Source organism: Faecalibacterium sp. An192 (assembly GCF_002160175.1).
Lineage (GTDB): Bacteria > Bacillota > Clostridia > Oscillospirales > Ruminococcaceae > Faecalibacterium.
In genome coordinates this window covers 1-19,517 of record NZ_NFKB01000052.1, presented here as the reverse complement: position 1 = coordinate 19,517, position 19,517 = coordinate 1, and the positions used below count along the sequence as shown (strand labels likewise).

General features: G+C 57.1%; 27 protein-coding genes and 1 pseudogene. 11 read left to right on the top strand and 17 right to left on the bottom strand.

Annotated features, from left to right (window positions below):
- Positions 1-592, bottom strand: a 592-nt coding sequence (locus B5F27_RS13360; RefSeq protein ID WP_087368495.1) for a LysR family transcriptional regulator, incomplete at its 3' end; no start/stop codon positions are given.
- Positions 593-838: 246 nt separating this feature from the next.
- On the opposite strand from B5F27_RS13360, the gene B5F27_RS13355 reads away from it, so the two are divergent.
- Positions 839-1,741 carry an FAD-dependent oxidoreductase gene (locus tag B5F27_RS13355; RefSeq protein WP_087368493.1) on the top strand — a complete coding sequence of 301 codons (903 nt, stop codon included), beginning with the start codon at positions 839-841 and terminating at the stop codon, positions 1,739-1,741.
- A 394-nt stretch (positions 1,742-2,135) separates the two neighbouring features.
- On the opposite strand, the gene B5F27_RS13350 is transcribed toward B5F27_RS13355, so the two are convergent.
- Positions 2,136-2,813, bottom strand: coding sequence for a Crp/Fnr family transcriptional regulator (locus B5F27_RS13350; RefSeq protein ID WP_087368491.1), 678 nt, complete (start codon positions 2,811-2,813; stop codon positions 2,136-2,138).
- A 187-nt stretch (positions 2,814-3,000) separates the two neighbouring features.
- Here B5F27_RS13350 and B5F27_RS13345 point away from each other — a divergent pair, with 187 nt between their 5' ends.
- From B5F27_RS13345 to B5F27_RS13325, 4 genes are all read left to right on the top strand, one after another.
- Positions 3,001-3,333: a cupin domain-containing protein gene (locus tag B5F27_RS13345; protein ID WP_087368489.1), complete on the top strand. Its 333-nt coding sequence runs from the start codon at positions 3,001-3,003 to the stop codon at positions 3,331-3,333.
- A 63-nt stretch (positions 3,334-3,396) separates the two neighbouring features.
- Positions 3,397-5,037: a hydroxylamine reductase gene (gene hcp / locus B5F27_RS13340; RefSeq protein WP_087368487.1), complete on the top strand. Its 1,641-nt coding sequence runs from the start codon at positions 3,397-3,399 to the stop codon at positions 5,035-5,037.
- Positions 5,038-5,331: 294 nt separating this feature from the next.
- Positions 5,332-6,741: a 6-phospho-beta-glucosidase gene (ascB, locus tag B5F27_RS13330; RefSeq protein ID WP_087368483.1), complete on the top strand. Its 1,410-nt coding sequence runs from the start codon at positions 5,332-5,334 to the stop codon at positions 6,739-6,741.
- A 17-nt stretch (positions 6,742-6,758) separates the two neighbouring features.
- Positions 6,759-7,934, top strand: coding sequence for an NADP-dependent malic enzyme (locus B5F27_RS13325; RefSeq protein ID WP_087368481.1), 1,176 nt, complete (start codon positions 6,759-6,761; stop codon positions 7,932-7,934).
- On the opposite strand, the gene B5F27_RS13320 is transcribed toward B5F27_RS13325, so the two are convergent.
- Positions 7,931-8,398 (bottom strand): SIS domain-containing protein, encoded by a 468-nt coding sequence (locus B5F27_RS13320; RefSeq protein WP_087368479.1) that lies wholly within the window; start codon positions 8,396-8,398, stop codon positions 7,931-7,933. The two genes, B5F27_RS13325 and B5F27_RS13320, sit on opposite strands and share 4 nt — an antisense overlap.
- A 153-nt stretch (positions 8,399-8,551) precedes the next feature.
- Here B5F27_RS13320 and B5F27_RS13315 point away from each other — a divergent pair, with 153 nt between their 5' ends.
- Entirely contained in the window at positions 8,552-9,742 is a 1,191-nt protein-coding gene (locus tag B5F27_RS13315; RefSeq protein WP_087368477.1) for a PTS transporter subunit EIIC, read from the top strand.
- A gap of 226 nt (positions 9,743-9,968) precedes the next feature.
- Here the strand turns inward: B5F27_RS13315 and B5F27_RS13310 are convergent, their stop codons facing one another.
- From B5F27_RS13310 to B5F27_RS13305, 3 genes are all read right to left on the bottom strand, one after another.
- Positions 9,969-11,225 (bottom strand): MFS transporter, encoded by a 1,257-nt coding sequence (locus B5F27_RS13310; protein ID WP_087368500.1) that lies wholly within the window; start codon positions 11,223-11,225, stop codon positions 9,969-9,971.
- A 19-nt stretch (positions 11,226-11,244) separates the two neighbouring features.
- A complete protein-coding gene (locus B5F27_RS16595; RefSeq protein WP_144066533.1) occupies positions 11,245-11,466 on the bottom strand; it encodes a hypothetical protein in 222 nt (73 codons plus the stop codon).
- A 148-nt stretch (positions 11,467-11,614) separates the two neighbouring features.
- Positions 11,615-12,271, bottom strand: coding sequence for a TetR/AcrR family transcriptional regulator (locus B5F27_RS13305; RefSeq protein ID WP_087368475.1), 657 nt, complete (start codon positions 12,269-12,271; stop codon positions 11,615-11,617).
- Between the two features lie 213 nt (positions 12,272-12,484).
- Between B5F27_RS13305 and B5F27_RS13300 the strand changes: the two genes are divergently transcribed.
- Genes B5F27_RS13300 through B5F27_RS13290 form a run of 3 tightly spaced genes read left to right on the top strand, consistent with a single transcriptional unit; the run spans position 12,485 to position 13,533 of the window.
- A complete protein-coding gene (locus B5F27_RS13300; protein WP_087248730.1) occupies positions 12,485-12,691 on the top strand; it encodes a helix-turn-helix transcriptional regulator in 207 nt (68 codons plus the stop codon).
- Positions 12,688-13,110: a hypothetical protein gene (locus B5F27_RS13295; RefSeq protein WP_087368473.1), complete on the top strand. Its 423-nt coding sequence runs from the start codon at positions 12,688-12,690 to the stop codon at positions 13,108-13,110. Before B5F27_RS13300 ends, B5F27_RS13295 begins: the two co-directional genes overlap by 4 nt.
- A gap of 15 nt (positions 13,111-13,125) precedes the next feature.
- Entirely contained in the window at positions 13,126-13,533 is a 408-nt protein-coding gene (locus B5F27_RS13290) for a hypothetical protein (protein WP_087368471.1), read from the top strand.
- Between the two features lie 237 nt (positions 13,534-13,770).
- Here B5F27_RS13290 and B5F27_RS13285 read toward each other — a convergent pair whose 3' ends face one another.
- The 3 genes from B5F27_RS13285 to B5F27_RS13275 all read right to left on the bottom strand — a co-directional run bounded on the left by B5F27_RS13285 (position 13,771) and on the right by B5F27_RS13275 (position 15,504).
- Positions 13,771-14,811: an IS30 family transposase gene (locus B5F27_RS13285; RefSeq protein WP_087368469.1), complete on the bottom strand. Its 1,041-nt coding sequence runs from the start codon at positions 14,809-14,811 to the stop codon at positions 13,771-13,773.
- Between the two features lie 60 nt (positions 14,812-14,871).
- Positions 14,872-15,117: a helix-turn-helix transcriptional regulator gene (locus B5F27_RS13280; RefSeq protein WP_087368467.1), complete on the bottom strand. Its 246-nt coding sequence runs from the start codon at positions 15,115-15,117 to the stop codon at positions 14,872-14,874.
- Between the two features lie 90 nt (positions 15,118-15,207).
- On the bottom strand, positions 15,208-15,504 hold the full coding sequence (locus B5F27_RS13275; protein ID WP_242962197.1) for a helix-turn-helix transcriptional regulator: 297 nt from the start codon (positions 15,502-15,504) through the stop codon (positions 15,208-15,210).
- Positions 15,505-15,622: 118 nt separating this feature from the next.
- Here B5F27_RS13275 and B5F27_RS13270 point away from each other — a divergent pair, with 118 nt between their 5' ends.
- Together B5F27_RS13270 and B5F27_RS13265 are read left to right on the top strand one after the other, a co-directional pair.
- Positions 15,623-16,012: a hypothetical protein gene (locus B5F27_RS13270; RefSeq protein WP_087368465.1), complete on the top strand. Its 390-nt coding sequence runs from the start codon at positions 15,623-15,625 to the stop codon at positions 16,010-16,012.
- Positions 16,013-16,106: 94 nt separating this feature from the next.
- Positions 16,107-16,406: a hypothetical protein gene (locus B5F27_RS13265; protein WP_144066532.1), complete on the top strand. Its 300-nt coding sequence runs from the start codon at positions 16,107-16,109 to the stop codon at positions 16,404-16,406.
- Between the two features lie 53 nt (positions 16,407-16,459).
- Here the strand turns inward: B5F27_RS13265 and B5F27_RS13260 are convergent, their stop codons facing one another.
- The 8 genes and pseudogenes from B5F27_RS13260 to B5F27_RS16850 form a co-directional block, all read right to left on the bottom strand.
- Positions 16,460-16,771, bottom strand: a complete 312-nt coding sequence (locus tag B5F27_RS13260; RefSeq protein WP_087368461.1) for a hypothetical protein — start codon at positions 16,769-16,771, stop codon at positions 16,460-16,462.
- Positions 16,772-16,789: 18 nt separating this feature from the next.
- Positions 16,790-17,812, bottom strand: a complete 1,023-nt coding sequence (locus tag B5F27_RS17300; RefSeq protein ID WP_242962196.1) for a hypothetical protein — start codon at positions 17,810-17,812, stop codon at positions 16,790-16,792.
- A 17-nt stretch (positions 17,813-17,829) separates the two neighbouring features.
- A complete protein-coding gene (locus B5F27_RS13250; RefSeq protein ID WP_087368459.1) occupies positions 17,830-18,114 on the bottom strand; it encodes a hypothetical protein in 285 nt (94 codons plus the stop codon).
- Between the two features lie 76 nt (positions 18,115-18,190).
- Positions 18,191-18,523, bottom strand: coding sequence for a serine/threonine protein kinase (locus B5F27_RS13245; protein WP_087368457.1), 333 nt, complete (start codon positions 18,521-18,523; stop codon positions 18,191-18,193).
- A 72-nt stretch (positions 18,524-18,595) separates the two neighbouring features.
- Positions 18,596-18,712, bottom strand: a complete 117-nt coding sequence (locus B5F27_RS17435; RefSeq protein WP_343214642.1) for a CD1375 family protein — start codon at positions 18,710-18,712, stop codon at positions 18,596-18,598.
- 49 nt (positions 18,713-18,761) lie between these two features.
- Entirely contained in the window at positions 18,762-18,875 is a 114-nt protein-coding gene (locus tag B5F27_RS17430) for a CD1375 family protein (protein ID WP_275532632.1), read from the bottom strand.
- Between the two features lie 3 nt (positions 18,876-18,878).
- Positions 18,879-19,058, bottom strand: a complete 180-nt coding sequence (locus B5F27_RS13240; protein WP_087322617.1) for a hypothetical protein — start codon at positions 19,056-19,058, stop codon at positions 18,879-18,881.
- Positions 19,058-19,517, bottom strand: a pseudogene (locus B5F27_RS16850) (hypothetical protein); the annotation flags it as partial. The pseudogene B5F27_RS16850 and the gene B5F27_RS13240, both read right to left, overlap by 1 nt.

The following is a 19,517-nucleotide window of genomic DNA, read 5'->3' as shown; positions in this document are numbered from 1 at the left end:
TTCGAGTGCCCGAGCCGGGCTCTCGGATTAGAATGCGCTCTGCATCCAGTTCCTCTACAGCCACCGTTCTGCCTGCAAAATGATGATCTGGCGAACATACTCCGAAAAAAGGTTCCTTTCGATACAAAGTCGCATCGTACCGGCTGCGATCGAAAAAACCTTCCAACAGCACGAAATCCAGCCGGCCAAACTCCAAAGACCGCAGCAGCGTCTGGGTATTGTCTACCGTTAGGGAGAAATTAGCCTCGGGATGTTCCTGCAAAAAGCGTTTCACCTGCGGCGCAATCACGAACTCTCCAATGGTTTTGGAGGCTCCTACCCGCAAAGAAACCGGAGAAGGGGATTTCATGGCTTCTTCTGCCTTGCGGCTGTTGTAGGCCAGGGAACGGGTATACTCAAGCAGCTTCAGACCCGCTTCTGTCAACCGCAGGATTTTGCCCTCATAGATAAAGAGCCGGCAGCCATAGTGATCTTCCAGGTAGTGAATGTGGTGGGTTACTGCGGGCTGAGTGAGGCAAAGCCGCTCCGCAGCCCGGGTATAATTCATGGTCTCACACAAGACAAGAAATGTGTTCCATCGAGGATCCAGCATGACATATCACCTATTACGTGGGTTTATAACTGTATAACAATTCTGCATTTTATTTTATCAATGATTGGCGCTATAATCAAGGTGTAAACATCAATGATCTGAGCGCACCGCAGCATATTTCTCCGGGAGAATGTTCGGCGAATGGCCGGATTTGTACCCACGGTGGAGCCCGCGGAAACAGATCATAGAATGGTTTCGTGCTGTTGGTTTGTTCTTGACGGTAACATGGAAAGGAAGCGTATGACTATGTACGATATCATCATCATCGGAGCAGGCCCTGCGGGTATCAGCGCAGGCATTTACGCAGTTAGTCGTGGAAAGCGCACATTGATTCTGGAAAAAGCCCAGGTGGGCGGCATCATTGGCAAAGTTTCCACTGTTACGCACTATACTGCCATTGAGAAGCAGGAAACTGGAGCTACATTTGCGGCTCGGATGAAAGAGCAGGCGCTCCAGGCCGGGGTGGAGATCGTTCAGGCCGAGGCTGTGCATGTGGCGCTGACGGGAGAGGTTAAGTCTGTGACCACGGACAGGGGCATTTATAAGGCCAAGCGTATCATTTTGGCAAACGGCGGCACGCCGCGGAAACTGGGGATTCCCGGCGAGAAGGAGCTTGCCGGCAAGGGCATGGGCATGAATGCTGCCAGAGATGGCGCCGCCTATGCCGGAAAAAATGTGTATGTGGTGGGTGGAGCCGATGGTGCAGTGAAAGAGGCCCTGTATCTGGCTGGCTTTGCAAAGCAGGTGACAATTGTCCACTTTGAAGAGCAGTTGGGGTGCATTGCGGAGTTCCGTCGAAAGGTAGCCGCTGCGGGCAACATCTCGGTGCGCCTGGCATCCCGCCTGCATGCCGTTTACGGGCAGGATCAGGTGGAGCGGCTGGAGATTGCCAGCGAGCAGGATGGCAGTATCGAAACGATAGAGGATCCCGGCTGCGGCATTTTTGTCTATGCCGGTATACTCCCCAATACTGAACTCTATACAGAACTGGCTTTGGAAGGCGGATACATCCCCACCAACGACAAGATGGAGACCGCCATTCCTGGGGTCTATGCTGCCGGCGATATCCGAGTCAAACAGGTTCGCCAGGTAGCTACCGCTGTGTCTGATGGAGCCATTGCAGCCATAAACGCTGCGATGGAACAATAAATATTGTTGTGTCTGGCGAATTGCCGCTGGATTGCGATTGTAACACTCCCCGGAACCGCTGCATGGTGGTTCTGGGGAGTTTTGCTATACCCGATCATCCAGCAAAGCAGCCAATCTCAAAGCCGAAAGGATTTGATAGTTTGACCCTCCTGGGATGGAGAACGTTCCCTATGAGGCAGCGATCGTGAAGGCAAATCAATAGATTATAGATCATGTGGATGGATTATCGGATTGCCTGCGCGTGGCAGCCGGGGAGCAAGGCCAGGAAGTTGGTGGAGTATGCGCAGAAAAGGGTGTTGTACTGAAGATGGACAAACTCCATTTATGATAAAAAGCGGCCATCCCCTGTATTTAACGCATGGCGGATGGCCGTTTTTTGTGCCAGTACCGAACCTCAATCGTCCCGGCGGGTATCCTTCAGGCAAAACCAGGACCCCTTGGTGTCCAGCAGACCCGCCTTTTTCAGTTTGCCGAGTTCAGCGGACATGGCGCTGCGCTCCACCCCCAGATAGTCCGCCAGGCCCTGCCGGTCGTAGGGGATGGTAAAGGCGGCAGAATCCTGTTTCTTCGCCTGCTGCAGCAGATAGGACAGCAGTTTCTCACGGGTGGTCTTTTTGGACATGTGCCGGATCTTCTCGGTAAAAGCCAGATTTTTCAGGGCCATCCCTTTCAGCAGGTTTTGAATCAGCTGGGTGTGAAAATGGCAGGAATGGGAACAGGTGGTCATGACCCGGCTGCAATCCCAAAGCAGAATTTCGCAGTCGGTCAGCGCCATCACACTGACCGGCATAGTGGAAATGCCGGCGCAGGAAAAAGCCTCCCCGAAGGTGTCGCCCGGCTGCAGGATGGACAGGACGCTCCGGTTGCCGTAGTAGTCATCATGAACCACCTGGGCCGTGCCGGTCAGAAGCACCCCTACCCACCGGGCCGGTTCTCCCTCCAAAAAGACCGGGCCGCCCTTGGAGACAGACCGGGTTTTGCTCCCGAGACAGGGGAGAATGGTATGGATCTCCTCCGGCGCAACGCCTTGGAACAGGGCACACCGGGAAAGCACCGAAAGAAAATCTTCCATAGAATCACCTTCCTGTTGGAATTCCAACATACACTTTGGCTCCATTATAGTACAATACCCACAAGCCCGCAAGCCTTTGGGCCGAAAAGCCCAAAGCATAGAGAGCCCTGGCTGGGGCATCCTGTCAAAGAGCATACAGGCAGACAGGAGCCAACAGCAAGCCCAGGGAAAACAAGGAGGTAACCCAATGGCAGCCAAAATGAAGAACATCAGCCAGGCCGAAGTCCTGGTTTTGAAGGATCAGATCGCCTATCAGGAGGGGCAGGTGGTCAGCAAGACCCTGGCCCAGAACAGCGCTCTGAGCATCACCCTCTTTTCCTTTGACAAGGGGGAGGAGATCAGCACCCATGCGTCGGGCGGCGATGCCTTTGTCACCTGCCTGGACGGCGTGGGCAAAATCACCATTGACGGCGTGGAATACCTTCTGCATGAAGGCGAATCCATCGTGATGCCCGCAGGCCACCCCCACGCGGTCTACGGCGAAGAAGCCTTCAAAATGCTGCTGGTGGTTGTATTTTAAAAGAAAAACGCCAGGGCTGGGTATGCCCGCCCCGGAACGAAAACTGCTTCAAAGGAGACAGCTATGGAACGTCAGATGTTTTGTTTTCAGTGTCAGGAGACCGCAGGGTGCAAAGGCTGCACCATGGTGGGCGTCTGCGGCAAAAAGCCGGATGTGGCCGCCATGCAGGACCTGCTGGTGTATGTGAGCAAGGGGATTTCCGCGGTCACCACGGCCCTGCGCAAAGAGGGCCAGACGGTGGCCCCCGAAATCAACCACCTGATCACCCTCAACCTGTTTGTGACCATCACCAATGCCAACTTTGACAAAGAGAGCATCGAGGCCCGCATCCGCGCCACCCTGGATGCCAAGAAGGAACTGCTGGCCCGGCTGAAGGACACCGCCGGCCTGCCCGACGCCGCCCTGTGGGACGGCGCAGGAGACTGGGAGGAGAAGGCCAGGACGGTGGGCGTTCTCTCCACCGAAAACGAGGACATCCGCTCCCTGCGGGAACTGATCACCTACGGCCTCAAGGGTCTGTCCGCCTATTCCAAGCACGCCAACGCTCTGCTGCAGGACGATGAAGAGGTAGACGCCTTCCTGCAGCGTGCCCTGGCTGCCACCCTGGACGACAGCCTCAGCGCCGACGATCTGGTAGCCCTGACCCTGGAGACCGGCAAGTACGGCGTCTCGGGCATGGCTCTGCTGGACAAGGCCAACACCACCGCCTACGGCAACCCTGAAATCACCCGGGTGAACATCGGGGTAGGGAAGAACCCCGGTATTCTGGTTTCCGGCCACGACCTGCGGGATCTGGAGATGCTGCTGGAGCAGACCCAGGGTACCGGCGTGGATGTCTACACCCACTCCGAGATGCTGCCTGCCCACTATTATCCCGCCTTCAAGAAGTACCCCAACTTTGTGGGCAACTACGGCAACGCCTGGTGGAAGCAGAAAGAGGAGTTTGAGTCCTTCAACGGCCCCATCCTGATGACCACCAACTGCATTGTTCCTCCCAAGGACAGCTACAAGGACCGGATGTACACCACCGGCGCCGCCGGCTACCCCGGCTGCAAGCACATCCCCGGCGGGATTGGGGAACAGAAGGACTTCTCGGCCCTCATCGAGCACGCCAAGAAGTGCGCTCCTCCTACCGAGATCGAGACCGGCGAGATCATCGGCGGCTTTGCCCACGCCCAGGTCTTTGCCCTGGCGGACAAGGTGGTGGATGCCGTCAAGAGCGGCGCCATCAAGAAGTTTGTGGTGATGGGCGGCTGCGACGGCCGGGCCAAGAGCCGGGAGTACTACACCGAGTTTGCCAAAGCCCTGCCCAAGGATACCGTCATCCTCACCGCCGGCTGCGCCAAGTACAAGTACAACAAGCTGCCCCTGGGTGACATCAACGGCATCCCCCGTGTGCTGGATGCGGGGCAGTGCAACGATTCCTACTCTCTGGCAGTGATTGCCCTCAAGCTGAAGGAGGTCTTCGGCCTGGAGGATATCAACGACCTGCCCATCATTTACAACATCGCCTGGTATGAGCAGAAGGCGGTCATCGTGCTGCTGGCTCTGCTGTACCTGGGTGTCAAGAACATCCACCTGGGTCCCACTCTGCCCGCCTTCCTCAGCCCCAACGTGGCCAAAGTTCTGGTAGAGAACTTCGGTATCGCAGGCATCGGCACCGTGGAGGAGGACATGAAGCTTTTCTTCGGCGAAAACGCCTGAGCCAAAGGCTTCCGATGCCCCCATTATCGAAATACAAATGGATCATGAGTGGCGCAGCGTCAGCGGCGCCGCTCTTTTTATTTGCCAAGCATGAGATCCAATACATTTATGGAACAGGCGATCCAACCACTGTTTTGCAATCCGTGTTGCAAAATGGCGGTCTTTTTTGCTTGGCGGGAGAAAAAATTTGAAGAATAAATCCAGAATGAGGGGAAAGCATCGCGGAGAAACGCCGGTTGTGATACCCTAATGCCAGCAGAAAACACCACCAAAACAAAGGAAAGGATGTGTATCATGAAACCATTGCAGACCGAGTTCCCTGCGGACTTCCTCTGGGGCGGAGCCATCGCGGCCAACCAGGCGGAAGGCGCCTACGAGGCCGACGGCAAAGGGCTGAGCATTGCGGATTGCTTTCCCCATGGCATCAAGCATGGAGCGGACATTCCCCCGAAAGAGGGGACATTTTACCCCAGCCATCAGGCCATTGATTTCTACCATCACTATAAAGAGGATCTGGCCCTGATGCAGGAAATGGGCTTCAAGGTGTTCCGCACCTCCATCAACTGGAGCCGGATTTTCCCCAACGGGGACGACGCCCAGCCCAACGAAAAGGGGCTGCAGTTCTACGACGATCTCTTTGATGAGATGCTTCGCCGCGGAATGCAGCCTCTGGTGACCCTGAGCCACTATGAGACCCCGCTGCACCTGGTGGAAGCCTACGGCAGCTGGCGCAGCCGCAAGCTGATCGACTTTTTCCTCCGGTACTGTGAGGTTGTGTTCCGCCGGTACAAGGACAAGGTGAAATACTGGCTGACCTTCAATGAGATCAACAATATGCGCCGGATGCCCGGCGCAGCCGGCGGCATTTTCTTCCGGGAAGGGGAGAACCATCAGCAGGCAGTGTACCAGGCCAGCCATCATATGTTTGTAGCCAACAGTCTGGCCATCAAGCTGTGCCATGAGATCATTCCCGACGCAAAAATCGGCTGCATGCTCTCCCTCAGCAACACCTACCCCCACACCTGCAGGCCGGAGGACGTGTTTGAGACCATGGAGCTCCGCCGGCGGTCCCTGCTGTTCGGCGATGTAATGATCCGGGGCGCCTATCCCGCCTATATGGCCCGCATCTGGGACGAGGAAAAGGTCCATGTGGAGATGGAGCCGGGGGATGAAAAAATCCTGAAACAGTACACTTCCGACTTCCTGGGCTTCAGCTATTACCGCACCTCCACCCATGAGTACGGCCAGCCCTTCTGCGGCGACACCGGCGGCGACCAGGGAACCCCCAACCCCTATCTGGAAACCACCCCCTGGGGCTGGCAGATTGACCCGCTGGGCCTGCGCTATACCCTGAACGAGCTGTACGACCGCTGGCAGATCCCTCTTTTCGTGGTGGAAAACGGCCTGGGCCAGGTGGACGTGCCGGATGAAAAGGGAGAGATCCACGACGACTACCGAATCGACTATCTGCGCCGCCACCTGCAGGCCCTCAAAGACGCCATCCGGGACGGGGTGGAGGTGATGGGCTACACCTACTGGGGCCCCATTGATATTGTCTCGGCCGGCACCGGCGAGATGAAAAAACGGTACGGTTTCGTGTATGTGGACCGGGACAATGAGGGTCATGGAACCATGGCCCGGCGGAAAAAAGATTCCTTTGCTTACTACGCCCATGTCATTGCCACCAATGGCGCAGAGCTGTAAAGAGGAGGCGTTTTTGGATGAACTATGCAGAAGAATCTCTGGAACTCCACCGCCGGGTGCGGGGCAAACTGGAAGTGACTACCCGGGTGCCCACCGACAGCCGGGAAGCCCTTTCTCTGGCCTATACCCCCGGCGTGGCGGCGCCTTGCCTGGCCATTCAGAAAGACCCCGCTCAGAGCTATGAGCTGACCCGCCGCTGGAACACCGTGGCAGTGGTTACCGACGGCACCGCCGTGCTGGGCCTGGGGGACATCGGGCCCGAAGCCGGTATGCCGGTGATGGAAGGCAAATGCGTCCTGTTCAAGAATTTCGGCGGGGTGGATGCCATCCCTCTCTGCATCCGCAGCAAGGATGTGGACGAAATTGTCCGCACCGTCAGCCTGCTGGCCGGCAGCTTCGGCGGCATCAATCTGGAGGATATCTCGGCGCCCCGGTGCTTTGAAATTGAGCAGAAACTCCAGGCTGCATGCGATATTCCGGTGTTCCACGACGACCAGCACGGCACCGCCATCGTGGTCAGCGCAGCCCTCATCAATGCCCTGCAGCTGACCGGCAAAAAGATGGAGGAAATCCGTGTGGTTCAGAACGGCCCCGGCGCAGCCGGTACCGCCATCATCAAGATGCTGCAGAGCATGGGGGTACAGGATATTGTGGCAGTGGATGAACACGGCGTCCTCTATCCCGGCCGCCCCGCAGGGCTGGCGGGCCATAAGGCAGCGCTGGCAGAAGTCACCAACCCCCGCCGTCTGACCGGCGGCCTGGCGGAAGCCGTGGAAGGGGCGGACGTCTTTATCGGCACCAGTGTTCCGGGCTGCCTGACTGCGGACATGGTCCGCACCATGAACCGGGACGCCATTGTCTTTGCCTGCGCCAACCCCACCCCCGAAATCGACCCCGCCCTGGCGAAAGAGGCGGGCGCGGCGGTGGTCTGCACCGGCCGCAGCGATTATCCCAACCAGGTCAACAATGTGCTGGTTTTCCCGGGTCTGTTCCGGGGCGTTCTGGATGCCCGGGCCAGCCGGGTCACCGAGGGAATGAAGATTGCGGCGGCCCATGCCATTGCCGACCTGATCCCTGCATCCGAACTGCACAGCGAAAACATCCTGCCGCTGGCCTTTGACAGCCGGGTCCGGGATGCAGTGGCCTCGGCAGTGGCCCAGGCGGCCCGCGCCGACGGCGTGGCCCGGGTTTAAGTCAGGTCCTCCGCTGGTTTTTCAGGCAGGAAGGTGTAATAATAATCCCGCTCGGTTTTTCGCTTGGAAAAGGCCGCCAGATTGTCCTTGTTGCGCTCATATTGGCGGGAGAAAATCTCCCCGTACAGACAGTCCAGCAGGAACAGCATGGCGGTGCGGGAGGCAAAACTGCCCATTTTGTAGCGGCTTTCACTGCAGCTGATCCGCAGGGTGACCGCAGCGTATTTGTTGTAGGGCCAGGGATTTTCGGCGGCGGTAAGCAGCACGAAGGGGATGCCGGCGCTCATCAGTTCATCGATCACATAGTGGACCTGGCGGCTGTTGCAGTACTGGGAGATCACCAGGGCCGCTTCCTTCAGTCTGGGATTGGGGATGCGGCTGCGGGCCTCCTGGAAACCGTTCAGGGTTTCCAGCTGGGAGTGCATCCCGATCCGCAGCAGCTTGTAGTGAAAATCCTCCGCCACAATCAGCGATTCGCCCCGGCCGTACAGATGAATGAAATCCGCATAGGCCAGCAGGGTGGCCGCCTTTTGCAGGGCAATGACGTCCAGCGCATGCAGGGTGGTGTCCAGGGCCTGGCGGGATAAATTGTAAAAGGTGCGGGCGATGGCAAAAACGTGATTCCGGTGTACACCGAGGCGGTCAAGATCTATGAGGCCGCCGGCGGCAAGGCCGGCGGTGTGGTCCCGGATGACGACACCCCGGCGGAAAAGCCCAAGCTCACCGGCAAGGCGAAAGCCGCCGACCTGGGCAACCGCCTCATTGGCTTCGTGTCGGCCTCAGTCACCCCGCTGATTCCGGGCCTTGTCTCGGGCGGCATGCTCAAGGTGTTCCTGCTGCTGGCTACCCTGGTGTATCCTGCTTTTGAGGGGACCTCCTCGTATACTCTGCTGAGCCAGCTGGCCAATGTGCCGTTCTACTTCATGCCGGTATTTGTGGCCTATGGCGTGGCCAAAAAGCTGGGCGGCACCCCGCTGTATGCCATGAGCGTGGCGGCCGCCCTGGTCTACCCCGATTTCATTGCCATGTTTGCGGACGGTCCGGTGACCATTTTTTTCCTGCCGGTCACCAAGGTCAGCTACAACAGCACCCTGCTGCCCGCCCTGCTCATCGGTATCTTTGCGTATTACTGTGAGAAAATCCTCACCAAAATCATTCCCGGCATCCTGCGCACCGTTCTGGTGGGCATGTGCACCATGGGCCTGACCTATGTGGCCGGCATCACGGTTCTGGGACCTCTGGGCGACCTGGTGGGCGGCGTCATCGTTCACTTCTTCCTGTGGGCATCTGCCACCTTTGGCCCGGTGGCCATTGCGCTGCTGGCCGCCGCCATGCCCTGGCTGGTCATGACCGGTATGCACCACGCCGTCACTCCCTTCATGGTGCAGGCCTTTGCCGACCCGGGCTATGACGTCTTTTTCCGCCCCTCCTACATCCTGCACAACATGGCTGAGGGCGGCGCCTGCCTGGGCGTGGCTCTCCGCACCAAAAACAAGGCTTTCCGCGCTGAGTGCCTGAGCCTTGCCTTCGGCTGCATCGTGGCTGGCGTCACCGAGCCGGCGCTCTACGGCGTCAACCTCCGCCTGAAAAAGCCCATGATCGGCATCATGGTGGGTGCGGCTGCCGGCGGCGTGGTGGCCGGTGCGCTGGGCGCCACGGCCTACGTCTATGGCTACTCCACCATTCTGGCGCTGCCCATCTTCCAGCAGACCATGTGGGCCATGGCCATCGCCATTGCGGTGGATATCGCTGTGGCGGCCATTGTGACCGCGGTCCTCGGCTTTGAGGATACCCCCGCAGAGGAGTAACTGCCCGGTTTTCATAAAAAGAGCCATCCGTCCGGGATGGGCTCCCATATAAATCCTGCTTCACACAGGGCGCTCTTTCGGGGAGCGCCCTGTTCTGCGGTATAGAGCGAATGCCCTTGCTTTAGTGATGCCTGGAACTTTCTCCAACAAAATCCCCTGCCTGCAAAGTCTGCGGACAGGGGATTTTGCGTATTTACCGGGCTGGGAAAATAGGGGAGACTGCTTCTCATTCAACCGGATCGGCTTGATTTTCACGGAGACGGGCGAAAAATCCGGCGGACCCGCAGCCAATGACACAGAGGATCAAACCGCTGGGGATGAGAACCAAGTAGACGCAGGCGGCGAAGCGGTCAAACAGTGCTCCATAGATCAGCTGGCCCAGGGGCTGGGCGCACATGGAGAGGGTAAAAACGCAGGACATGACTTTGCCCATCAACTGGGCAGGAGTGCGGGCTTGGATGAGGGTGATGGAGTAGGTGGAAAAGACGCTGCATCCCATTTGGCAGACGCAGAAAGCGGCCAACAGGATCAAATAGCGGCTCCAGGAGCTGAGGGGCGCCAGAAAGGCAGCGCCTGCAGGCAGAAGGCAGAGCCCCAGCAGCAGGAAAACCGCGGTAAGGTGGCGGGGACGGAACTTTTGGGCCAGCAGTCCTACCAACAGGCCGCCCAGAATGGCGGCAACGCCCATGGCGCTCTCGGCAGCGCCATAGTGGCTGGCCGAAAGGCCCAGCACAGTCCGCACCAGGTAGGGGAATCCCACGACCACCGTTCCTGCAACAAAGAAGCTTGCCAGCGCTGCCAACAAAAGCAGTTTAACAATGGCGGGCTGTTCCCGGCGGAGGAAGCGGAGGGTGGCGGCAAAATCATCCCGCAGGATAGCGCGCAGGCCAAGGTGATGTTCAGATGCAACGGGAGGCAGATGGATCAGACATTCCAGCAGGGCCGTCAGAAAAAAGCAGGCCACTGTGGCATAAAAGACGGGCTGAATTCCAAAGGCGGTGTAAAAGAGGCTGCCCAGAAAAGGGGTCACCATGGACGCAATGGCGGACACCTGGTTCACCACGGCGTTGCCCTGCAGGACCCGTTCCTCCGGGAGCATCTGGGGCACGCAGGCCTGGACGGTAGGAGACTCAAAGGCGGCCAGAATGGACAAAACCACCAGCAAAACCGCAATCACGGCAATGTCGTGCCCTTTGGGCAGGGCGAGCGCGGCCAGCAGGACCGCCGCACCGGAACAGGCATCCAGCCCCACCATAACCATCCGGCGGTCGGCCCGGTCGGCCAGAATTCCCCCAAAGGGTGAAATCAGAATGGTGGGCACCATGGCTGCGGCCAGCAGGCTGGCGAAAAGAGTTGCTGACCCGGTCTGCTCTAAAATGTACATGGAAAGAGCAAATTTGAGGGTGTAGTTTCCCACCAGAGAGCTGATCTGACCCAGAATCAGAAAGGTGAAGTTGGAGTTGAAGAGTCGTTTGGATGTCATTGACGATACCTCCGTGGTTTCAACCGGTTGGAACAGAGAATCCGCGGCCAACGCGGCCAGCAAAGCGAACAAAAGCAGAAGAAGGGCCAGCAAAGCGGGATGAAAGAAGGTGACCGGCATCACCTGACAGACCAGAATCGCCAGAACCACCCCGGCCACGATGGCAGCAGGAACCGATTTTCTCCACAGGTTTACCCCGGCATTTGGTCAACCCCTGGGCGGAAAGTACAATGTCTTGCATACAGTGCCTCCTTTTGCTTGATACGTTCAGAAGGTATGTATCATCCGGAAAGAAAAGCGGCCTGCGCCGCGCTCTGCAAAGAATGATACCTACCGAATGAATGTATATGTTTTCAAAAAATTGCCTCTGGATGAGAGGCAACAGAAAATCAGTTTGGATAGACGCCGTCGGGGATGCGGTCGAAGAAATCGTCCACCAGGCGGCGCGTTTCATCGTCGAAGAGGGGAACCCCCATTTTCTCCAGCATGTCGCCGAGAAACAGGAACTTGTGCCGGGCCTCCTCCTTGGTGGAAGGAAAAACTGCCGGCAGCAGCCAGAGGCTGGTGAGCAGGGGGAGAAGCTCGGAGATTTCCCGGGCATAGTCGGTGTGGAGGGAGCCGTCCCGGTTGCCCTCCTCCAAAAGCTGGTAGTAGTAGGGGGTCAAAATCCGACGGTTGGCGTCGATCATCTCCACCAAAAGCCGGGGATTGTGGGTGAGGGGGATGGCCTGGACGGTGAGCTCGGTGCGGGAGGCGTCGGCCTGGTTGAGGCGGATCGCTTCCCGCAATTTCTGCAAAGCATTCAGGTCGGTGCGGCTGCGCACCGCCTCAAACGGGTTGTTCTGCTCAAACATCCGGTCGCCCACGGCGTCCATGATCTCTTCCTTGGACTTGAAATGATGGTAGACGGCGCCCTTGGTCATGCCGCCCAGCTGGTCCACGATATCCTGAATGGTGGTGTTCTCATAGCCTTTTTCCAGGAAAAGGCGCTGCGCCGCATCCAGAATGCGCTCTACCGTCTCCTCAGGGTATTTGTTGCGCGCCATACCGCAAGCCTCCTTGAAACATTCTCTTGGTATGTATAGAGTATAACAGATTCCGCGAAGGGAGTCAAGATAGATTCTGCTGGTATGTATAGAGCGGTTGAGCCGCCTTGACTTCAATCTCATCAAAAATGGAAAGCAAGCTTGACATTTTTGAGAAACCTGCTATACTGGAATCATGGAAAGCAAACTTTCCATCTGGAAGGGAGGCAGGAAATGAAAAATCGGCTGGAACAGCTGCGCAAGGAGCGCGGCATCCGACAGGAAGAACTGGCCAATGCCCTCGAGGTATCCCGCCAGACCATCGGTTCCCTGGAGAATGGACGGTATAACCCTTCCATTCTGCTGGCTTTTAAGATTGCGAGGTACTTCGGAATGAGCATTGAGGACATTTTCATCTATGAAGAGGAGGATGGAACATGAAAGAGCGAATGCCTTTTGTCGTGGATATCGTGATCGGTGTGGTGCTGATAGCTGTGGGCCTGGTCATGCGGGTGGAATATTACAATACCATGGTTTTTGCGGCTGGAGTAGGTCTGGTCTCGGCGGGAACGGTCCATCTGGCCCGGGTGATCTATTGGCAGGCGCCCCAGCGCCAGGCCGCCTACCAGGCCCGGAAACAGGAGGCCCACATCAACGCTGTGGACGAGCGCAAACAATTCCTGCGGATGAAGGCGGGGCACATTGCCTATCAAATCATGCTGATTGTGCTGTTTGGCGTGGCTTTGGTGCTGGCGCTGGCGCGGGCGCAGGCCTGGGTGATTCTGATGGTGTTCCTGCTGACGGTGTTTCAGTGGGTCATCGGCGTGGTGGTGTTCCGCATTTTGGAAAAGCGGATGTAAAGGAGGCACAGGAATATGAAAAAGTTGAAAGAGGGCTGGATTGCCGCAGCGGGTGTGCTTCTGATGATGGTGGGAGCAGGGCTGCTTGGACGGATTGAACCGCTGGCCTATGTCTGCATCGGCCTGGGGGCCGGACTGTTTGGCCAGGGGACAGGGGAGCTGGTCTCCCGCTGGGCTCTGCGGAACAGTCCGGAAATCCGGAAACAGCTGGAAATTGCGCAGAAAGATGAGCGCAACCAGGCCATTGCCAGCCAGGCCAAAAGCAAAGCCTTTGACATGATGACCTTTTCCTTTGGGGCTTTGATGCTGGTATTTGCCCTCATGCAGGTGGATCTGGCCGCCCTTCTGATGCTGGTGTTTGTCTATCTGCTGGTTCATGGGTACGCCGTCTACTGGCACTGCCGGTACGAAAAGGAAATGTAAGATTAGCGGGGAGCGCCGCAGGGCAGGGGCCGTCAGGCCCCTGCTTTTTGTGTGCAGTCTGCCCAAAAGAAACGGTGCAGTTATGTACGCTAAAAGTCAATAGAAATTTGCATAAATCAAGAAAAAACAGCAAAGCGCATAAATAAAAAGCGCCCCTGTTGGGCGTTTTCACAACAAAATAACATGGCAAGCCAGCCGGATGGGTAAATCTCATCCGGCTGCTTTTCTTATTCCCCGTCAAGCGGACAGGAGCTCTTTTTCAAAGAGCGTGGCCGCCGATTGCCACCCCAGCAGCTTGCGGGGGTAGCTGTTCACCCATTTTTCTGCTGCCCTCACTTCCTCCGGCGTCACGGTGTCAAAGCTGGTGCCTTTGGGGAAAAAGCGTCTAATCAGCCTGTTCATGTTCTCATTGGAGCCCCGCTCAAAAGCGCTGTATGGGTGGCAGAAAAACACCACGGTCCGCTTGCCCTTGCGCCGGTGGGCGGCCTCTATGCCCTCGAAGTCCTGAAACTCACAGCCATTGTCCACAGTGATTGACTTGAAAAGTTTGTAGAACAGCTTGCCAAAGCGGCGCTCCAGGCGGTTGATGGCCTTGACCACGCTGGCCGCCGTGTGGTCCTCCAGGAGCATCACAATGCCCATGCGTGTCCGGCGCTCTGTGAGGACCAGGAGGGCTTTTTTGGAGCCCTTGCACCCCATGATGCTGTCCATCTCCCAATGCCCAAAGCTGCCCCGGGCCTTGACCTCCTGGGGGCGGGTTTCAATACTTTTTCCGTTGGAGCTCCTGGCGGCCTGCCGTTTACTGTTTGCGGCGTAGTGGCGGCGGCCTTTATTGTGCAGGTGCTCCGGTGTGAGCTGGAGGAAAACATCTCCCCGGTAGATGTAATTATAAAGCGTGTTCTCGCATATCACGGTATCATAAACCTCGCCATTGTTTCTGATCTCCGCCAGGGCGGCCCCGGGTGCGTAGCCGTGGACCATGACAAGCTCCTCCAGCCTCCGGGCCAGGGCGTGGTCCTTGCCAATTTTGAGGTCCCGGCCTTTCTCTTTTAGAAATTCTCTATATCTCCGCTCCGCCACCTCCGGGCAGTAGACCTCTATAAACTCATAGCCAGAGGTTTGCTGGACGCAAAGGCCCCGGTTTATCTCATAGTATATGGACCGCTCACACTTACCCAGAGCGCTGGCAATGGCGGCCTTTGTAAAGCCCTTTTTGAGCATCCGCTCCAGGGTCAGGCGTTGGTCCCATGTAAAATGCTTTGCGTCCTTGTGGTTCATATCGCACCTCCAGAAAATAAGAAAAGCGGGGCGCTTGCCGCCCCGCTCCTGGTCCGCTGTCTATGCTGCCGTGTACTGCTCCAGCAGCTTGACCGTTGCCTCATCTGTCAGGATGTCCCCCAGCTTGCAGTCAAGCGCCAGACAAAGTTTGAGGAGGGTGGCCAGCTTGGCCCCATTGATGTCTTTGACCCCCTGCTCATAATACTGGAGCATCCGAACATTTAGCCCGGTAGCAGCGGCCAGTTGAGATTGGGACAGCCCGGCGGCCTGCCGGGTGTTTTTTAGCTTGGACATTTTGGCATCCATCGTGCTCACCTCCGTTATGGTTTCATCATACACCTTTTGGTGTAGTATGTCAAGAATAAAAAAAGAGGCCCGGATTGCTCCAGGCCTCTCTCAGTCCTCAATTTTATTTTTCCGTAGCCGGTCCGCCAGCTCCGCAAGGATGGCCACATCCCGCTCATCCAGGCCCGACACATTCACGGTATGTAAAGGCTCCATGCCCAGCAGGTAGTCCGTTGAAACAGAAAACAGCTTGGCCAGGTCCACCAGAGAGGATGGGGACGGCGTAGAGAGCCCTTGCTCCCAGGAGTTGACGCCGTTCCTGGTTATGTTCAACCGCCGGGCAAGGTCTGCTTGCGTCCAGCCCCGTGCCTGCCGGAGTTCTTTTATCCGTTCTGCTATCACCAGCATCACCTCCATAATGTCAATTATATTGTGCTCTTTTGATATGTCATTGTCACTTTAGGCTCCAATGCTTGACACAATGAGGGCTTAACTTTACAATGGAGATGCAAAGGAGGCGATGTCCATGGGCCTTTTGAAGCGGCTGGGCTTGTCACGCCCTGCTGCCAGTCCTGCTCCAGTTCGGCGGCCCTTGTATATGAAATATTCAACGGCCTCATCTGAAAAATACAGTATCACACCGGATGAGGAGCGTTTCTTTTGGGCTTTTGAAGATGCCTTAATGGAGAATGACTTAGATACCTATATTTCACTCACTCGCATGGCAAATGGTGCAATATCTGTTTCCACAAGTTCCGCTTACATTGGGAAAATCAAACTGCAAGGCCGGAAAACCTGGATGCAGTACATGACCGGCCTTTACAATGCAGAGGTGGAGGAAAACCTCCTGCTTGAGGGGTACATCCAGCTCCTCAAATATTGGGTACGGACAGTCAAAAAAGGAGGACGGTGTTGAGATGTTTGGCAGAAAGAAAAAGGACCTCCCCGCAGGGGTCCGCATAATGCACTATGAGGGGCTGAGAGGCTTTTCTCAGGACGGGCCTTGTTTCATGGAAAAGACGGATGCCGGGCTGGTGTTCCAGCAGGTAAACGGCCCGGCGGCCACGCTCCCGCTGGAAAAGGTGACGGGCCTGGAGATGCTGCCGGAGCGCAATTTCATGGCACGGTATCACGGCACAGCAGCCACCACGGCGCACGGCAAAGCCGTCAAGTGGTTTGCCGTGTTCCACTACACCGCCCAGGATGGGGAGCGGATGCTGGCTTTTTGGTATCTTGAGCCCAAAACCGGCGATGCTCTCCGGGAGCTGTCCTCCCAGATCGGAGCAGCCGCCGGGGACTACACCCTGTAAACGGCGCAAAAAAAAGCCGGAGAGGTTTCATTCACCCTCTCCGGCTTTTTTACTTATTCTTTGTTTGCGCCCATCTGGGCAATGGCCTCCCGGAGCTTGTCAAAGCCGAACATGGCCGCATAGGCCACAAAAAAGCCCATGACCACAGCGGCGGCCACCATGTACCACACAATGGCCAGCTCCTTAATCTGGCAGTAGGCGAAAAAGGCCGCAAGGGTCAGGACCATGGCGATGAGCACGGCCAGGATGTTGGTGGGCAGCTTGTCCCAGGTGAGCTTTTTGAGGACCTGGGTGATGATGTTGGTGATTACCACCAGGACGCCCACGATGCTGAGCACAGCAGACCAGTCAAAAATAGTTTCCATGTTGTTCTCCTTTCTTAATCAGGCCAGGGTGAGGTCATTGATATTTACGGCGGCGGTCACGGTGCCATTTTGGCCGATGACCACACGGGAGCCGTCAATCTGCATGACAGTGTAGGTGTTGTTATAGACGAAAGAGGCAAGGCTCCCGCCGGTGTAGGTCTTGGCCCCCTTGTTGACCTTGACCTTGGCACCCACGGTGATGGCCCCATCCACCTGGATGTCAGCGGCGTCCACCCAGCCATAGACCGTGGAGCCGCCGCCCGTTACTTTGATGAGGTGGTAGGGGTGCTTGGCGTTCTTGGCCACGGCGGTGACCTTGGCCTTGCCGGGCTTGCAGGTGGCCCCGTTGGTGGCGTTGGAGCTGACATAGTGCTTGGTGCCGGTAAAGGTCACCGTATCGCCCACAGAGGCCGTCTGAGCGCTCCCAGAGGGCGTGGTGGGCTGGGTTGTGCCCCCGGTGCTCCCGCCCGTAGAGGCCCCCGTGTAGTCCACATAGGGCAGCTTTCCGTGCTTGGTCCAGGTGCGGGTGTTGTAGCCCGCCTTGCTGCCGATGTTTCCCACGGCGGTGATTTGCACCTTGTTGTCCCACTTGGGGGTACACTCCACAGCCAGGCCGTCCCCGATGTAGATGCCGATGTGGCCGGACATCCAGACGGCCTCACCAATGGCCATATTGGCCCAGCCGGTAGTGCTCACCCCGATGCATTTGGTAATCATGGTGTCAGCGCCAATGTCCGGCACGCCGTTGGAGGCGTAGGAGGCCCCGCCGTAGGTTTTGGAGGCGTCCCCGTTCCAGCCCCAGAGGATGCCTTTGATGAGGCACACACAGTCAAAGCCAAACACCGGGGGGCTCTGATTGGCGGCGGCCTTAATCATGGCCGTCCGGTCCGCCGCCTTGTTGTAGGAGTGGTTGGTGCAGTATCGGCTCACATTTGCGCCGGTCAGAGGAGCGCCAAAGCAGCCCATCACATACAGGGTCTTGCTGTTCTTGGCGATGTCAACCGCCTTTTCAACCAGTTCCTTTGCGGTCATCTTACTCATTGCAATATCTCCTTTACTTAGTCTTTCAGCACGATTTCAGCAACACGGACAGCGACATCCGCACCATACTTGTCCGCAAATTGCTTGAGAAACCGTTGGGCATATTTGGCCCGGTTTTCATTCTTGGCTTTCCAGAAATAGAAACCGCCCCAGGCCCCGGTGATTGCCAGAGAGGTCCCGGCCAGGGCCGCCAGGGCGGTCACATCAAAGCCCAGATAGTTGGTGACGATGGTGGCCACACACAGCAGCACGGAAACGGTCACATGGGTCCAGATCAGCTTTTTTGAGGTATCTATTTTCAAGGCCCTCCTTTCTGGTCTGCCCGCAAAAGTTCAACAATGCCCAGCAGGGCTAAAAGAAAGAGTTTCATGGCGGCCCTCAATAGATGGCCTTGACGCCCTGCTCCGTCAAAAAGTCCTTTTGTTCGTGTTTCACCTTGCGGGCGTACTCAAGAGCGGCGTGCATATCGCCGTTGCAATGAGCGTCCGGGATGCGCTGGACGGCAATGGCGGTGGCCTCAGCCAGAGCTAATGCCGCCCGGGTGTTCTGGATCAGCAACACCTCATTTTTCTCTCTGGCGGCCTCCCGCTTATCCCGGATTTCCTCCCGCTTGGCCATTTTGCGCTGGAGCATCCAGAGCCCCAGGGAGGTGATGGCCGTGGGGATGCCCAGCAAAGTGAGCAGGCCGCCCAAAGAAAGTTCAATAACCATGTAGGCTTTCTCCTTTACAAAATGGAAAAGGGGCTGTTTTGCAACAGCCCCTTTTCGCTTGGTTTGGAGGACTTAGACCTCCACCTCCAGAGCCACCAGGATTTCCTCCACCTGGCTCTTGATGAGGCTGGGCACCTGCTCAATAGTCTTGAGCCCCTTAACGATGAGGGTAGCGTACACAACGGCCATACATTCCACCTCCTTTCTCAACAGGATATATAGCAATAACTCACGGAGCTTACACATGGCTGTTCTCCGCAAGCAAAGCCTCCACATCATCCCGGAGCTGAGCCGGGACATCATCCAGGGTCTTGAGGCCCTTTTTGATTAGATCGGCATAGACCTTTGCCATGTCTTACACACCTCCCAAAATCAGCTCATAGACTTCACAGAGCGCAAGCTGGGTGTCAGTCAGCTGAGTTTCCGCCGCTGTCACCTTTTGCCGCAGCTCCTCATTTTCTTGGGTCAGCTCCTCAATGGATTTCTGCCGGTTGTGCAGGTCCTTGAGGCTCACCTTGTTCACTTTCACGCCCATTACTGAAAAGCACCTCCGATGTTAGTGATGTAGCCGCCGGTGTTGCTGCTCCCCCGGCTCACGGTCAACTTAAAGTTAAACGCAAAGCCGTTGGCGGCGGTCTTGTTGGTGAAAATGTGGTTGTTGCCGTTCTTAATGTCGGCGGTGGCGTCCTCCCAGACCGGCTCATCATCCAGGGCGTTGTTGGTCACCAGGACCTCCAGGTCTGCATCACCGGGGATGGAGCCCAGGATGTTGAGCACCATGACGGTGATGGTGTCATCGGCGTCAATGGGCTCTGCCATCGTGATGGAGGCCTCATAGACGGCCTTGGTAAAGGTTACGGTGTAGGGGGTGCTGTCCGCCTTGGTGTCATTGGCCACCACCTTGATGGTGTGGGCCCCGTTGAGGACTTTCTGCCAGTTGGCGGCGGTGACACACTGGACCGTGTTGCTCTGCCCCAGGGTGGCGGTGTAGGTC